A 13,675-nucleotide genomic window follows, 5' to 3' on the forward strand; every position below is an offset into this window, starting at 1 on the left:
CATCCCCTGAGAGGAGTAACCATGCGACTGACCTGGCTCGCTGACGTGCTGCGCGCCGCCGGTGTCGACGTCGTCGAGGTCGCCGGGTGGAAGACCCGCGGCTCCGACACCTACGGCCCGATCCGCGGCGTGATCTACCACGGCACCGCGGACAAGGCCAACTCCGGACCGGCGGACGCGCGTGACGACGCCGGCGCGATCGCCGTCATCCGCGACGGCCGGCCCGGGCTGTCCGGGCCGATCGCCGCGGCGTACGTCAACCGGGAGGGCGTCTGGCACATCATCGCGGCCGGGCGCTGCAACACGGTCAAGACCGGCTGGGCGGGCCCGCTGAAGGGCGTCGGCAACACCAACGTCCTGGGCGTCGAGGCCGAGAACGACGACCGCGGCGAGCCGTGGCCCCCCGAGCAGCTCGCCTCGCTGCGGCTGGGCTTCGCCGCGATCCTGCGCCAGCTCGGCCTGCCGGCGGCGAAGCTGGCGGGTCACAAGGAGCACCAGCCGGGCGAGAAGGTCGACCCCAACGGGATCGACATGGACCAGTTCCGACGTGAGGTTGCCGCGGCGCTGGCCGGGCAGCCCAAGCAGGCGACCGGGAAACCGGCAGTTCAGGAGGACGACGTGAGCGCACTCATGCGGTACGACAAGGACCCGACCGGCGCGGTGTTCGTCACCGACGGCAAGACCGCCAAGTGGGTGAAGAACCAGCAGGAGCTCCTCGACCGGCAGACGCTGCACGGCGACGGCACCCTCCCGCTCGGCTTCGGCGGGCAGGTCCGGGTCGTCGGCAACCGGGCCCTCATCGGCACCATCATCGGCGACGTGCCGCCGTGGTGGAAGGACGGCGTCGAGGGCAGCCCGAAGCCCACGGCCTGAGCGTGGACCCGACGATCCTCACGGCGCTGATCGGCACCGGCGGAACCGTCGTCGGTGGCGTGATCACCGGGGCGGTTGTCGGTCGTCGGCTCCGGCGCGCCCAGGCTGACCACCTGGCCGCCCAAACCGACGTCCTGCGGCAGGACATCTACCAGCAGGTCGTCGCCGACCTGCGCACCGAGCTGGAGCGGCTGCAAACCGCGCTGCGTGCCACCTCAGCGGAGGCCGAGCGGCTGCGGCTGCGGGTGCTCGAGCTGGAGTCCCGCGTCGCGCAGCTGTCGCAGGCTGAGGCGCATCTGGCCGCTGAGCTGCGCACCACGCAGGCCGACCGGGATCGGCTCCGGGCTGACCTCGCCGCACGGGACGCAACGGTGGCCGAGCTCCGCGCCCAGGTCCACCACCTGGAGCTCCAGCTGGCCACCCAGCCGTCCACCGGCCGCTAACGCCGGCACGGCAGCTCGGCGAGGAACGCACCGTCGAGGCCGTAGATCACCTGCCCGCAGCGGCAGGTCCATGTCGGGTGCCCGTGGTGCTGCGCGCAGGGTGCGTAGCCGCGCTGCCCCCACCGGATCGGGTGCCCGGCCGGGCAGCCGACCGGGTCGATCAGCTGGATCTCCATGCCGTGGCCGGTCCACTCGTAGCCGGCGGGCGGCGGTGGACGCTTCATCCCCCGAACCTAGCTCGAACGTCCGTACGAAGGAGTCGGAATGTCCATGCTCCGCAACCTGTGGGCGCGGTTCGGCCGCGCCACCGTCGCCGTCGCGATCGCGGGTCTCACCGTGCTCGCCTCGGCGCTGACCGACGGCCGGGTCGACCCGGGCGAGCAGCTGCAGATCGCGATCCAGACGGTCACGGTCTTCGGCGTGTGGTTCGTGCCGAACCTGCCGCACAGCGCCGCCTACAAGACGGGTGTCGCCGCGCTGCTCGCCGTCCTGAACCTCGCGACGACGGTCATCATCGGCGGCGTCGACAGCGCCGAGGTCGTCAACCTGGTCCTCGCCGCCCTCGGCGTCTTGGGCGTCGGCGTGACGCCGTCCATCTCCCGTGCGGAGAGCCTGGTGCCGCGCCCGGTGGCGGCCGCGGCGAGCAGGGCGACATACGGCGGGTCCTGACCTCGATCGAGCGGACGACGTGAAGCGGCCCGGCTGCCCCCTCCGTGGGGGTGGCCGGGCCGCTTCTTTGCGTGTGCGGGCTGATCGTCACCTGGCTGTCGACCGGCGACGCCATCGGCGGTAGTAGGCGGCGTGCTGTTCGCTGCAGACCGGGCACCGGCAGCCGTGGCGGTAGCCCTGCATGCCGTGCTGGACCTCGATCGTGCCGTCTTGCACTCCGCGGCGGGCGCCGGTGCAGACGTCGCAGCGGCAGCCGAGCCGGTAGCCCTGCAGCCCGTGCGCTCGGATGGAGGCAGGGTCCCGCTTCGCGTCCTGGCGCTGGCGGCGCAGCCGGGCGTTCTCGGTGGCCCGGGCCGCTTCGTTGCCGGCGCCCTGGAACACGTGCTGGCGTGGCGAGTTGCGGTGGACCTCGAGCTGGCCGGTGCGCAGCTGCCACTCGTAGCGGCGGGACGTGCGCGCCGCCTCGGCGATCTTCAGGTAGGGCAGTCCGGACTCGACGCCGGCCTGGAGGATGAGCACGTCGCGGCGCGCGCGGGCGGTGAGCCAGGCGGAGGTGGCCGCGACCGCGGCGTACGCGGCGATCCGCAGGCCGGTGTCGCCGTAGGCCGGGTCGATCGGCGTGGCCGTGACGGGCGCGGCGAGTGCCTCGTCGATGCGGGGCTTGCTCAGCCCGGTCACGGTCACCAGGTGGGCGAGGGTGCGACCGTGCCGGGTCGCTCGGATGGTCGCGTCGAGGACCGCGTACGCGGCGTCCTCGGCCGCGCCGGCGTCGGCGACGTCGTCCCCGGCGCGGCGCAGGCGGCGCAGCCAGTCGTCGCTGTTCATCCTCGCTCGCCGAGGGCCTCGAGCAGCCGCATCCGGTCGATGCCCACCGCCCGGGCCGCGCCGGCCTTGTTGGGGGGCTGGCCGGCGTGCTGCCGGTCGCCGACGATCATCACCGCGACCTGCAGCGCCGAGACGTACGCGGCGCGCTCACGACGCCGGGCCTCGAGCAGCTCGTTGTTCGCGGCCGCGGCGTTGGTCTCGCCGAGCAGGTACTGCACGGTGGCGGAGAGAGCGGCGTCGCGCTCGGGCTGCTCGTCGGGGTCGGGGTACCGCTCGGCGATCCGCCGTGCCTCGTCGCGCACGCGCTCGATCTGCTCGGCCGTGAGTTCGTCGGCGGCCGGGCCCAGCCAGTCCATCAGGTCGTCGCTGGGCATCGGGTCACGCCACCATCGCGTCGTAGGCGGCGCCGACCAGGTCGTAGAACTCGTCGTCGAGCGGGGCGACCGCGACGATCTCGGTCGGGTGGACGAGGAGCGCGCCGAACGCGGCGTCGTAGTCCGCGACGTCGGACCGCTCGCCGCGCAGCTCGACGAGGACCCACTCACCGACGCCGAACGGGATCCCCGCACCGGCCAGGTAGCGGGCGAGGTCCTCCCGACTGGCGCAGACGGAGACGCCGGGCCGGTCCATGGACTCGATGTTGCTCCAGTGCCCGGAGATCTGGTGCTCGGGGTCGAGCAGGTCGGCCGGGTCCCGGTCGGCGGTCTGGATGCGGAAGTACGTCTCGCTCATGTAGTCCAGACTACACCGCGTTTGTAGTTCTGACTACACCAAGGCTCGGTGTGGTTTCGGGTCCAGGCCGCCGGGTAGCTGCGGCCTGCCGGGCCAGTCGCGCGCGTCCAGCTCCGCTGGCCCGGCACCAGTGGGGTGGGGGTTCGAAGTTGGGATGCGCTGGCGGGCAGGCGTGCGGATCGCCTGCCCGCCAGTGTCGGGTTACCGGTCGGTGGCGTGGACCAGGAACGCGGTCTCCTCCCGGATGGGGTAGCCGGCGTGGTCGACGGCGTGGTGCGCGACCGCCCACTGCCCGGCGGCGAGCAGCTCCTCAGAGCTGAGCGACCACCTGTGCAGGATGGCGAAGCCGCCCTGCCACACCACCGTCCCGACCGCCTGCCAGGCCCCGGCGGCGATCTCGTGGAAGACCAGCCGGCACTCGGTGCCGGCGCCGTTGGGCAGGCCGGATGCGGCCGCCGCGGCGTACTCCTCCCGGTCCAGGACGGTCTGCAGCGGCGCCCCGAGCACGTGCGCGATCGCCTCGTCGGCGGTGGTGAACCGCAGCAGCCGCTGGTTGTAGCGGTCGCCGGGGTCGGTGATCGTGGCGTCGTCGCTGTTGGAGCCGCGGATGACGTAGTACTGGCCGATGGGCTCCCAGCCGGCGCCGAAGTCCTCGACCGCCTGGACGTAGCGGCTGTTGCGCCGGTCCCACCAGTCGTGCAGGTAGGCGACGGTGCGGGAGATGAGCTCTTCGGGCTCCCAGTGGACGCGCGGGTCGTCGCGGTAGTCGGAGATCTCGCGGTAGCTGGTCACGACCGCACCCCCACGCTGGCCGGCCGGCCCTGGGCCTCGATCTGGAAGCTGGCGCCCTCGCTGGCGTTGCGGGCGATGACGGTCCAACTGCGGCAGACCCGCTTCCAGCCGGTGGTGTTGCCGCTGGCCCAGCGGACGCGGAGCTTGCGGCACGCCGCCTTGCCGTCGACGTCGCGGACCTGGCGGACGTTGATGTCGCGGCAGGGGCTGCCGGCCGCGACGACGAGCGGGTCGGTGTGGCCGTTCTTCCCGGCGGGCCAGTGGCCGATCTCGGCCCGCTCGAGCGACTGCTGGTAGCAGCGGACCGGCTTGCCAGCCGGGGCCGCGGCCGCGGGGTTGGCGGCGCCGAGCGATGCGGCGACGGACACCGCCCCCGCGGCGATGACGTACCTGGTAATCCTGTGCACGGTGCCCTCCTTGGGCGTGGTGGGTCGCGGGACCGGCCCTGCTGGCCGCTCCCGGGTTGGATCCGGATCCGGTTACTCGGTGGTGCCAGCTGGCTCCTCGGGGAGCACGGGGCGGGGGTTGACGCCGTCGGCCGGGCCGACGACGCCGCGCTGCTCGAGGAGATCCAGGAGCCGGGAGGCGCGGGCGTGGCCGACGCCGAACTCGCGCCGCAGCCGGTTCACGGACCCTTCCCCGGCCCAGCGGACCAGAGCCTCGGCCCGCTCGAGCAGCTCGTCGCCGTCGGCGTCGGCCGCCGCCGGCCGGGCCGGCAGCGCTGGCAGGGTGACCCGCATGCCGGTCGGCGCCAGCCCGGTGGCCCGGGCGGCCGCGACGACCTGGCGGACGTGCTCGGCCGACACGCGCGGGCCCTGCACGCGGCGGAGGCTGGATGTGCCGGGGCCGAGGTACAGGCCGTCGCCGGCGCCGAGGAGCCGCTCGGCGCCGCCGGCGTCGAGGATCGTGCGGGAGTCGGTCGCGCTGACCGTGGCGAACGCCAGCCGCGAGGGCAGGTTGGCCTTGATCCGGCCGGTGACGACGTCGACGGTCGGGCGCTGCGTCGCGAGGACCAGGTGGATGCCGGCGGCCCGGGCCAGCTGCGCGAGCCGTTCGATGCTGGTCTCGACGTCGTCGCGGGCCAGGATCATCAGGTCGGCGAGCTCGTCGACGACGACCACCAGGTACGGCAGCGGCTCCTCGCCGGCGGCGGCCGCGGCCGCGTTGTACGCGTCGATGTGGGAGACGCCGGCCGCGGCGAGCAGCTGGTAGCGGCGGTCCATCTCCGCGGTCGCCCACTCGAGCGCGGACACGGCCGGCCCGGGCTCGGTGACGATCTGGGTCACGAGGTGCGGCACGCCCGCGTAGGCGATCAGCTCGACCCGTTTCGGGTCGACCAGCAGCAGCCGCAGCTGGGCCGGGGTGGCCTGCGACAGCAGGCCGCACAGCAGGCTGTTCAAGAATTCGGACTTGCCGGCGCCGGTCGCGCCGGCGATGAGCAGGTGCAGCATCCGGGCCAGGTTGTCCAGGACGGGCCGGCCGTAGGTGTCGGCGCCGAGCGCCACCTGCAGCGGGTGCCTGTCGCCCAGCGGCCCCAGGAGGGCGGGCAGCCACACGTCGGTGCGCTGCGGTGCGGGGACCTCGACCGCCATCACGCCCGGCTCGCCGTCGACGACCGGCACCACCCGCACGTGGGCGGTGCCGAGCTCCATCGCCATGTTGCCGGTCAGGCCGGCGATCTTTTCGACCTTGACGCCCGGCCCGGGCCGCAGCCGCCAGGTCGTGACCGCCGGGCCGGTAACCGACCCGGTCACCATGGCGTCGACACCGAAGTCGGCGAGGACCTGCGCGATCACGGCGCCCTGGCCGTCGAGCACGGCGGTCGCCACCGCCGCGGCGGCCGGCGGCGCGGTGGCCGCCGGGCGGGCCGGCACCGCTCGAGGCGGTACCGCCGCCAGGACGGGCGAGGCCTGCGGCGGCCCGGGGTCGTCCAGGCCGAGCGAGCGGGCGGCCCGCTCGACGGCCCGGTCGACCCACCGCGCCACCCGCTCACCCATCCCGGCCCCCGGCCGTGCCGTCGGCGCGGGGCACGGTGATCCACACCCCGGTCACGCCGTCGCCGCGGGTCTCCACGGCCGGCGGAGGGGTCTTCCCCGGGGGGTCTCCCGGACCCTCTCCCGAGGGTCTCTCGGAGGGTCTTCCCCGGGAGACGTCAGGGGGCGTGACCTGCGGCCCGCGATCGGCAGGCCGGCCGTGCCCGGTTCCGGGGAAGACCCCCGCCTCAGCGGCCCGGGCGGCGCGCTGCGCGCGGTGCTCCCGCCACCCGCGGACCGCCCACGCCGCGATCGTCCGCCACCGCACCGCCGCCCAGAACAGCAGCGGCACACCGATCAGGACGAGGTTGTACGAGACGCCGTGCATCAGCCACCTCCGAACAGCGCGGCGGGCAGCGGCGCCGCGATCGAGTCGAGGACCCACACGAACGTGCGCAGCAGCTCACCGACGAGACCGCCGGGCAGCTCGCACAGCACGCCGAGCAGCACCGCGCACGTCCACAGCCGCCAGTTGAGCCGCTTCTGACCTGCGGCGCCGCCCATTCCCGGGCCGGCCGGTCCGCCGCCGCGGCCGCTGAACGCGAGCCGCGCGTACGGGCCGAGCTTCGTCGACCACTTCTCGGGCATCAGCACGCCGATGGTGTAGATGAACAGGAGCCCGACCAGCGCGGCGATCACTTTCTCGGTGACCGCGCCAGCGATGTACGCGTCGCCGGCGGCGGCCTTGAGCTTGTCGATCACCGCGGCGAGCACGCCGACCGTCCACCGGTCCAGCGGCCCCCCGTTGAACCCCTCGAAGATCGCCGGTAGGCCCAGACAGAAGGCGATCCTGTCCCGGATCGAGTTCGGGCCGACGCTCATCCAGTCGACGACCAGCGCGAGCAGCAGCACGATCGCGACCGCCGTCGGCGACATCATGTGATCCGCCGCGTTAGCGACAGCGCCGCCTGCCGGGCCGGCCGGCGCCGACGGGGCAGGAGACGGGGCGAGCAGGATCGTCACCACGCCCACCACCGCACCGGCGGGGGCGGCGCGTACCGCCAGTCCATGACCAGCGCCCCGGTCTCCGGGTCGGTCAGCTGCAGCCGGTACTCGTCGGCGCCGCGCTCCTCACCGTGCTCCCGGGCGGTCTGCTCGAGGAGCTGGTTGAGGTCGGCCTCGGTGCGGGGCATGCCCGGCGCCGACATGTCCAGCGCGCGCACATACCGCCGGTCGGCGAGGACCTCCCGGCCGTCGCCGACCAGGTAGGCCCTGATCCGGACCAGGCGCCGATGTGGCGGCACCTGGCCCGTCGGGTTGATGTCCACGGTCTGCTGCTCCTTGATCGTCGGGTCAGGCCGCGGCCAGCGCCGCGGTGGTCTGGGGCGGCCGGGGCCCGTCCGGCCACAGCACGTCGTCTCGCTCCGGCGAGGTCGCCGGCGGCGTGCTCGCGGGCCCGCCGACCGGGACCAGGTAGCGCTTGATGGTCTTGACACTGCGCCCGACACAGCGGGCGATGATGGCCAGGTCGATGTCCGGGTTCTGCAGCCACATTGACTGCGCCACGAGCATCGCGTCTTCGGTCTTCATCGCCTGGTCAGAGGGCTTGCCCGGCTGCGCCGCGACGGTGTCCATAGGCGTCGTCTTGTCCGCCCGGATGTCCACGGTCATGTCCGCCACCGGGGTGGACACCGGCTCGGCACCCGCGACGCGCGCCGCGGTCAGCTCGGCGGACAGCAGCGCGGTCAGGCCGTCGTAGTCCGCGCCGGCGGCGAGCCGGGCGGCGATCTCGTCCAGGTCGTAGGTGGCGATCGCCAGCTCGGCGGCGACCCGGTCACGGCCCTGGGACAGCTTGCGGCGCAGCAGCACCGCGATCGCGGCGTGCCGGGCGTCGCGGCGCCGGGCGGCGGCCGCGGCGGCGATCGAGCCGTGCAGGCCCAGCGCCGGCGTCTCGATCGCGAGCGCACGGGCGGCGCGGGTCTGCCACGGGTGGCGGATCCAGCGGGCGGCGCCGAAGGCGGGCGGGACGGCGGCGAGCATGCCGAGCTGGCGGAGCTGGTCACGCCGCCGCGCGGCCGAGTCCAGGAGCCAGACGCCGTAGCCGAGGGCGGACATGCCGGCGAAGAACCCGGCGACGAGCTTGTCGTCGTGGCCCAGCCAGTTGAACGCCACCGCGAACCCGGCGACCGCGGCGGAGCCGATGCGGGCGGCGATCGCGCGCTCGCCGAGCTGCTGGCGCTGGAGGGCGTGCTGGCTGATCACGACACCGCCGAACTCGAGCGCGCCGACGGCGGCGAGCGCGGCGAGGAGCGGCCAGCCGAGCCACTCGACAGCGCCGATGGCCTGGCCGGCCAGGGCGATGAGCACGACGGCGACGTAGAAGACCGTGAGGAGGCTGCGGCGGTTGGTGCCGCTGGGGGACGTCGTCATGGCGACCAGTGTGCCATGGACTTGTGAGACTTGCGAGACTTGGGAGACACTTTCTCCCGAGTGGGGGGCACGGGTGTCGCGCGAGACTGGCGAGATCTGCGAGGATGGGCGCCACATGAGGGGAGGTCGGGTGGCCGACGACGACGACCAGTGGCTCTTGACGCGTGAAGCCACCGAGCTGCTCTCCGCGAGGCTCGGCTACGAGGTCAGCCAGGAGACCCTGCGTCGCTACGCCACGGCCGGCCACCTCCGCGTGGCGCGGCCGCCGTCGACCGGACCCGGACACTCACGTCGGCGGTTCTCCAGCAACTCGATCATCGATCTCGCCACCGTCATGAAGATGCCGCCCGGCCCCGAGAGAGACGAGGCCATGGCGGCGTTGAAGGACAAGAACAGCTAGAACCGCCGGAGGTCCGTCCGGAGTGGCGGCGGGTCGAGCGGCGAAGGGCCGCGGATCCAGCCGAACATCCTGCGGTGGACCTCGGTCGGCGGCAGGTCGAGCTCGTGGGCGGCGCGCTGGTAGTGCCCGGCCATCACCATCGAGATGTCCAGCGGCGCCATCGTGGCCTCCATGTGGTCGCGGATCGGCGCGCAGGGCCAGTCGCCGCAGCCGGCGGCGCATCGCCAGGTAGGCCGTTCCGGCGTGTGCAGGGCCGGGTCGGGCAGCGCGGCGGCACCGCGTCGTCGGGGCCGGCTCACCGGTACCTCCTGTAGTTGCTGATCCAGGTGGCGATGTACCCGGCAAGCAGGAGGACGGCCGCGCCGCCGAGGATCCACTCGCTCATCGGAGGGGTCGATTCACGTTGACCCCCGGGTTGGCCCTGGGCATCGTGGCGCCGGGTACCCAGGCCAGGAACCGGTCGAAGAGTGCGCCGGCGGAGAGACCGCGGAGGTCCTCCGCGGCGTCGGCCAGGCGGAGGCTCATGTTCACGCGAAGGCTGACGGGGGAGTCGAGGTAGGCCGCCAGCAGCCGTTCGCGCTTCCTTGGGCAAGGCCAGGGGATCGCGCAGCTGGAGCAGGACCAGGCTGGCCGCAGGGGGATGTGTACGTCCGTCATCCGAGATCACCCGACCTGGTCCAGGCCTGAGCCTCGCGCACCGCTGTGAGCACGACGTCGCGGGCAGCGCGGTAGGGAGGGCACGGCCAGTCCCGACCGCATTGCCGGCAGGGCTTGGGTCTCCCGCGGAGGTGTGCCAGCAGCCCGAAGCGCGGTGACCTGTGCGCCGTCTTCTGGTCGATCGCCTCGTGCAGGTTCATCGGGCTGCTCCAGGTTGTGGAGAGGCGCGGCGCCAGCGCGGTGCGGTCACGGCCCGCTTGGTGCCGCTCGCAACTGGCGCCGCGCCGGCTACTGGCGGAGGAACGTGAGTACGGCTTGGGCGCGGGTGATCGCGTGCTCGACCTGGGTGCGGAGCGCGGAGTACTCCTCGCGCTCCTTCCTGGCCAGCGCGGCTGCCGCCATGTCGAGGCCGGCGACCAGCCGGCCGGCTGCGTGCAGTGCGTCGACGACGTGTTCCTGCTCGGCGGCAGCAGTGCCAGGGTCCATCGTGGCCATAGCTACTCCTGTGATCTTGCCGCCACTGGCGGTAAGGTTGTATTGGTAGCCACCATTACATCCGAAACGACGGCGGTCAAGGGCTGGAATAGGCTGATTGGGATCGACGATGCACCGAACGGCGGAAAGGCAGGCTGTGACACCAGCGCTGTCGCTGTACCAGCGAATCGCGGCGGAGATGCGCCGCGACATCACCAGCGGCGTGATCAAGCCGGGCGACAAGCTGCCCACTGAGCGGCAGCTGGTCGAGCGCTTCAGCGTGTCCCGCGACACGATTCGTGACGCCACGGCCATGCTGATCAACGAGGGCCTGGTCGAGCGCGTGCCCGGCCGTACCGGCGGCATGGTGGTGCGAGACCGCGTCGTCGTCACCTTCCACGCCTCGTGGGCGGAGAGCCCCGGCGCGCCGGTCTCCGAGGCCGACTCGTGGATCACCGAGGTGCGAGCACTCGGGTTGACGCCGACTCAGGACTTCTCCTGTCGGATGGTCACGCTGTCGTCCGAGATGGCCCACCAGCTGCGTCTCACCGAGCCGGGACCCGCGGTGCTCCGCCGGTGCGTGCGATACGTCAACGACCGGCCCAGCTCCATCCAGGACACGTACTACCCGAAGTGGCTCACGGACCTCGTCCCTGACCTGCTGTCCCCCGAGGACATCAAGATCGGCACGACCCGGCTGCTCGCCGAGCGGGGCATCGTCCAGACGGGCTATCTCGACACCGTGCGGGCCCGCATGGCGACGCCGGAGGAGGCCGGTCTCCTGCGGCTCGGCGCCGGAACGCCAGTGCTCGTCAAGACCCGCGTGGCGTGCACCGCCGACCGGGTCGTACGGCTGACCGTCGAGACGATGGCCGGCGACGGCAACGCCATCGAGTACGAGATCGGCGGCGTCGAGCCGATCACGGGCGCACGGTAGACGCCGATGCTGATGGCGCAGGCCCGGCTGGCCGACATCGACACGATCATGAGCTGGCGCATCGAGCGGGTCGCCTGGCTGAGGACGAACGGCTACGAGCAATGGTCGGTGCCCCTGCCCCGATCCGCGGTCGCCGCTACGGTCTCGTCGGGCCAGACCTGGATCGTGTGGGATGGCGACACGCCAGTCGGCACCATCACCTTGACGGCGTGGATCGGTGTCGACGAGCTCTGGAAGCCGTCGTTCGACAGCCACGACGCGCTGTGGCTGCCCGCCGACGACCCGGCTGACGCGCTCTACGCGGCAAAGATGATGGTGCCCCTGCAGTACGCCGGTGCCGGCCTCGGCCGCGAGATGCTCGAGTGGGCGGCCGGGCGGGCCTTCGATGCTGGCCTCTCGTGGCTGCGGTTCGACGCGTGGACCACGAACACCGACCTCCACGAGTACTACCGCAGGCTGGGCTACCAGCATGTTCGCACGGTCGTCAGCCGGGTCTCCGGCGCTTGCTTCCAGAAGCCGGCGCAGCCCTACACCGGGCATCTCCTGAAGACCCAGGAGTAGTCCGACATGATCGACATGTGAATGGGGGCTACCATTCCCTCGGTAGTGGTCTAGTCTCACAACGGGACAACGTTCGGACCCGAACCTGAGTAAGGTTCGACCAAACGACCGTTAGGAACCCTCCTGAGCGGTTCGTCCCTGGGGGTTCTTGGCACCGCACCCCCGGCTATCAGGCCGGCGACTGCCCCTCGCCTGCCAGCCGGGGGTGCGGCTCAACCCGTTGTAGCAGCAGCGAGCGGCAGGCGTCGCGGTAGCGCCACATTCACTCACGGATAGGTCTCAGGCGGTGCCGCATTCCAGGGTCCTACTGTCCACAGTGGAGCGGCAGTGCTCCATGATCGCCGTGACAGCCACTGTGACAGTGACTACGCGCGACAGGGTTACGCAGTCACACGCAGACAAGGCGTGAGCAGCGCAGTCGCACGAGGTCAAACAGTTCCGAGGAACTCGTAATGAATAGGTCGACGGTTCGATTCCGTCAGGCGGCTCAACAGGGCGACGCCCTCCACCCTCAGGGGTGGGGGGCGTCTCTCGTTCCTGCCCTGGCGTGTATCGCTTTTGATGCATCAAAACTGATGGAGTGCGGCGGTGAGCCGCTCGGTGCCTTGTGGGCTGGTCAGAGCTGGACGCGGGTCACGCCGCCGACCGGGCCCGACGGGACCGCCGGTGGTGTGTAGCGCAGTTCGGCAACGCTTCCCATCCAGCGGGCTCGGAGGTCGTCGACCGCCGTGAAGGCGTCCGCGGCCGGTTGGAGGAAGCGGGCGCCGATCCGGGCCGCGGCCTCCACCACGGCCGACGCGGGGGCGTCGGGTCGGGGGCGGGACGCGCTGCGTACGGTCACCGCCTCGGTCGAGGTTGCCACTCGGGCGATCGCCTCGGCCAGCTCGCCGCGCAGGCCGGCGATCCAGTCGGCCAGGGCGTCCACATAGGACCCCGTGGCCACCAGGCGGCCGCAGATCGTGGGCCCGTCGTCCGTCGTGCCGAGGTGGTCCGTCAGGGAGCGCCAGACCGACGCGAACGCCTCGGCGCCCGTGCCCTCCCACGTTCCCGCGTCAATGCCAGCCGTCAGGAGGCGGTGTTCGTGGGTGAAACGGTCGGCCACCGCGCGTACCTCGTTCGCCGTCGACCGCAGGGCCCGCTCGTCCAGGCGGAGGCCGAAGCGCAGCACGTCGCCGGGGAGGGCGCCGACCTGGCGGAGCAGCGGCCAGATCGGGTCGCCGGGGGGTGCGCCGCGGTCGACGAGCGTGGCGTCCACGCGGCGGAGGAGGTCCTGGCCCACCTCGGCGAGCCGGTCGAGGGCGTCCATCAGGAGTCGGCCTCGCGGTAGTTCGCGGCGACCAGGCGGAGGGTCTGCGCGGTGTCGGCGAGCCGCGCGCCGTGCGCGGCCGACTCCCGCCCGCGCGCGGTCAGCGCCGTCGTCAGCTCGCGGTGCAGGTCGCGGGCCAGGTCACCGAGCGCGCCCGGGGCGTCGGCGGCCAGCACCGCGGCGCCGGGATCGATCAGGCTCATCGTCGTGCTCGACGCGGCCAACTCATCGCCGGCGGCCTCCAGGCGCGCGGCCAGGTCGTCGAGTCTCATGCCGGGCCCCCGTGCAGTGAGCGGTAGTCCCCGAACGTCTCGGCGTGCAGCTTCTGGCGGGCCCAGGCGGCCGCGTCCGCGGCGGCTGTAACCGCCTCGCGGACGGAGCGGGAAACCTCGGAGCCGCTGAGGCGGGGCTCGATGTGCAGGTCGCGGATCGTGCCGTCGGCCGTCACCACGACCTCGACCAGGCCGTCGGCCGAGCGGACAGTAACCTCGACGGTCCGCACCGCCTTGTCGAACTCGGCCAGCAGCGCGTCAATGCGGCGGTAGCGCTCCACCGCCTCTTCGATCCACGACTCGTCGATCTCCCGCGCCATGTCGCCCCTCC

Annotated in this window: 23 protein-coding genes; 6 read left to right on the top strand and 17 right to left on the bottom strand. The window is 72.7% G+C overall.

The window, feature by feature from the left end:
• Positions 1-21: 21 nt before the first annotated feature.
• Both ABZS66_RS19275 and ABZS66_RS19280 read left to right on the top strand, forming a co-directional pair.
• On the top strand, positions 22-873 hold the full coding sequence (locus ABZS66_RS19275) for an N-acetylmuramoyl-L-alanine amidase (RefSeq protein ID WP_354759363.1): 852 nt from the start codon (positions 22-24) through the stop codon (positions 871-873).
• 2 nt (positions 874-875) lie between these two features.
• Positions 876-1,316, top strand: a complete 441-nt coding sequence (locus ABZS66_RS19280; protein WP_354759365.1) for a hypothetical protein — start codon at positions 876-878, stop codon at positions 1,314-1,316.
• On the opposite strand, the gene ABZS66_RS19285 is transcribed toward ABZS66_RS19280, so the two are convergent.
• On the bottom strand, positions 1,313-1,540 hold the full coding sequence (locus tag ABZS66_RS19285) for a hypothetical protein (protein WP_354759367.1): 228 nt from the start codon (positions 1,538-1,540) through the stop codon (positions 1,313-1,315). The genes ABZS66_RS19280 and ABZS66_RS19285 overlap by 4 nt on opposite strands.
• 40 nt (positions 1,541-1,580) lie before the next feature.
• Between ABZS66_RS19285 and ABZS66_RS19290 the strand changes: the two genes are divergently transcribed.
• On the top strand, positions 1,581-1,985 hold the full coding sequence (locus tag ABZS66_RS19290; protein WP_354759369.1) for a hypothetical protein: 405 nt from the start codon (positions 1,581-1,583) through the stop codon (positions 1,983-1,985).
• Positions 1,986-2,072: 87 nt separating this feature from the next.
• Here the strand turns inward: ABZS66_RS19290 and ABZS66_RS19295 are convergent, their stop codons facing one another.
• The 10 genes from ABZS66_RS19295 to ABZS66_RS19340 all read right to left on the bottom strand — a co-directional run bounded on the left by ABZS66_RS19295 (position 2,073) and on the right by ABZS66_RS19340 (position 8,737).
• The gene (locus ABZS66_RS19295; RefSeq protein ID WP_354759371.1) at positions 2,073-2,810 is read right to left on the bottom strand and encodes a hypothetical protein; all 738 of its coding nucleotides are present in this window, start codon (positions 2,808-2,810) and stop codon (positions 2,073-2,075) included.
• Positions 2,807-3,184, bottom strand: coding sequence for a hypothetical protein (locus tag ABZS66_RS19300; RefSeq protein ID WP_354759373.1), 378 nt, complete (start codon positions 3,182-3,184; stop codon positions 2,807-2,809). Before ABZS66_RS19300 ends, ABZS66_RS19295 begins: the two co-directional genes overlap by 4 nt.
• A 4-nt stretch (positions 3,185-3,188) precedes the next feature.
• The gene (locus ABZS66_RS19305) at positions 3,189-3,542 is read right to left on the bottom strand and encodes a hypothetical protein (RefSeq protein ID WP_354759375.1); all 354 of its coding nucleotides are present in this window, start codon (positions 3,540-3,542) and stop codon (positions 3,189-3,191) included.
• A gap of 201 nt (positions 3,543-3,743) precedes the next feature.
• Positions 3,744-4,334 (bottom strand): hypothetical protein, encoded by a 591-nt coding sequence (locus ABZS66_RS19310; protein WP_354759377.1) that lies wholly within the window; start codon positions 4,332-4,334, stop codon positions 3,744-3,746.
• Entirely contained in the window at positions 4,331-4,741 is a 411-nt protein-coding gene (locus ABZS66_RS19315) for a hypothetical protein (RefSeq protein ID WP_354759379.1), read from the bottom strand. Before ABZS66_RS19315 ends, ABZS66_RS19310 begins: the two co-directional genes overlap by 4 nt.
• A 72-nt stretch (positions 4,742-4,813) precedes the next feature.
• Complete coding sequence (locus tag ABZS66_RS19320; RefSeq protein WP_354759381.1) at positions 4,814-6,331, bottom strand: DNA translocase FtsK; 1,518 nt, start codon at positions 6,329-6,331, stop codon at positions 4,814-4,816.
• Positions 6,324-6,695, bottom strand: a complete 372-nt coding sequence (locus ABZS66_RS19325) for a hypothetical protein (protein ID WP_354759383.1) — start codon at positions 6,693-6,695, stop codon at positions 6,324-6,326. Before ABZS66_RS19325 ends, ABZS66_RS19320 begins: the two co-directional genes overlap by 8 nt.
• Positions 6,695-7,330: a hypothetical protein gene (locus tag ABZS66_RS19330; protein WP_354759385.1), complete on the bottom strand. Its 636-nt coding sequence runs from the start codon at positions 7,328-7,330 to the stop codon at positions 6,695-6,697. Before ABZS66_RS19330 ends, ABZS66_RS19325 begins: the two co-directional genes overlap by 1 nt.
• A complete protein-coding gene (locus tag ABZS66_RS19335) occupies positions 7,327-7,635 on the bottom strand; it encodes a hypothetical protein (protein WP_354759387.1) in 309 nt (102 codons plus the stop codon). The genes ABZS66_RS19330 and ABZS66_RS19335 overlap by 4 nt, the downstream gene beginning before the upstream one ends.
• 25 nt (positions 7,636-7,660) lie before the next feature.
• Positions 7,661-8,737 (bottom strand): hypothetical protein, encoded by a 1,077-nt coding sequence (locus ABZS66_RS19340; RefSeq protein ID WP_354759389.1) that lies wholly within the window; start codon positions 8,735-8,737, stop codon positions 7,661-7,663.
• Between the two features lie 130 nt (positions 8,738-8,867).
• Here ABZS66_RS19340 and ABZS66_RS19345 point away from each other — a divergent pair, with 130 nt between their 5' ends.
• Positions 8,868-9,137 carry a hypothetical protein gene (locus ABZS66_RS19345; RefSeq protein WP_354759391.1) on the top strand — a complete coding sequence of 90 codons (270 nt, stop codon included), beginning with the start codon at positions 8,868-8,870 and terminating at the stop codon, positions 9,135-9,137.
• Here the strand turns inward: ABZS66_RS19345 and ABZS66_RS19350 are convergent.
• The 3 genes from ABZS66_RS19350 to ABZS66_RS19360 form a co-directional block, all read right to left on the bottom strand.
• Positions 9,134-9,436, bottom strand: a complete 303-nt coding sequence (locus ABZS66_RS19350; protein WP_354759393.1) for a hypothetical protein — start codon at positions 9,434-9,436, stop codon at positions 9,134-9,136. The two genes, ABZS66_RS19345 and ABZS66_RS19350, sit on opposite strands and share 4 nt — an antisense overlap.
• A gap of 82 nt (positions 9,437-9,518) precedes the next feature.
• Positions 9,519-9,662 (bottom strand): hypothetical protein, encoded by a 144-nt coding sequence (locus ABZS66_RS19355; protein ID WP_354759395.1) that lies wholly within the window; start codon positions 9,660-9,662, stop codon positions 9,519-9,521.
• 420 nt (positions 9,663-10,082) lie between these two features.
• Entirely contained in the window at positions 10,083-10,289 is a 207-nt protein-coding gene (locus tag ABZS66_RS19360; RefSeq protein WP_354759397.1) for a hypothetical protein, read from the bottom strand.
• Between the two features lie 136 nt (positions 10,290-10,425).
• Between ABZS66_RS19360 and ABZS66_RS19365 the strand changes: the two genes are divergently transcribed.
• The gene (locus ABZS66_RS19365; RefSeq protein ID WP_354759399.1) at positions 10,426-11,205 is read left to right on the top strand and encodes a GntR family transcriptional regulator; all 780 of its coding nucleotides are present in this window, start codon (positions 10,426-10,428) and stop codon (positions 11,203-11,205) included.
• A gap of 6 nt (positions 11,206-11,211) precedes the next feature.
• The gene (locus tag ABZS66_RS19370) at positions 11,212-11,766 is read left to right on the top strand and encodes a GNAT family N-acetyltransferase (protein WP_354759401.1); all 555 of its coding nucleotides are present in this window, start codon (positions 11,212-11,214) and stop codon (positions 11,764-11,766) included.
• Between the two features lie 616 nt (positions 11,767-12,382).
• Here ABZS66_RS19370 and ABZS66_RS19375 read toward each other — a convergent pair.
• The 3 genes from ABZS66_RS19375 to ABZS66_RS19385 are packed head-to-tail and all read right to left on the bottom strand — an operon-like array spanning position 12,383 to position 13,664.
• Positions 12,383-13,072 carry a hypothetical protein gene (locus tag ABZS66_RS19375; RefSeq protein ID WP_354759403.1) on the bottom strand — a complete coding sequence of 230 codons (690 nt, stop codon included), beginning with the start codon at positions 13,070-13,072 and terminating at the stop codon, positions 12,383-12,385.
• Entirely contained in the window at positions 13,072-13,344 is a 273-nt protein-coding gene (locus tag ABZS66_RS19380) for a hypothetical protein (protein ID WP_238015529.1), read from the bottom strand. Before ABZS66_RS19380 ends, ABZS66_RS19375 begins: the two co-directional genes overlap by 1 nt.
• On the bottom strand, positions 13,341-13,664 hold the full coding sequence (locus ABZS66_RS19385) for a YbaB/EbfC family nucleoid-associated protein (protein ID WP_354759405.1): 324 nt from the start codon (positions 13,662-13,664) through the stop codon (positions 13,341-13,343). The genes ABZS66_RS19380 and ABZS66_RS19385 overlap by 4 nt, the downstream gene beginning before the upstream one ends.
• Positions 13,665-13,675 lie beyond the last annotated feature (11 nt).

This window comes from Dactylosporangium sp. NPDC005572 (assembly GCF_040605515.1).
Taxonomy (GTDB): Bacteria; Actinomycetota; Actinomycetes; order Mycobacteriales; family Micromonosporaceae; genus Dactylosporangium.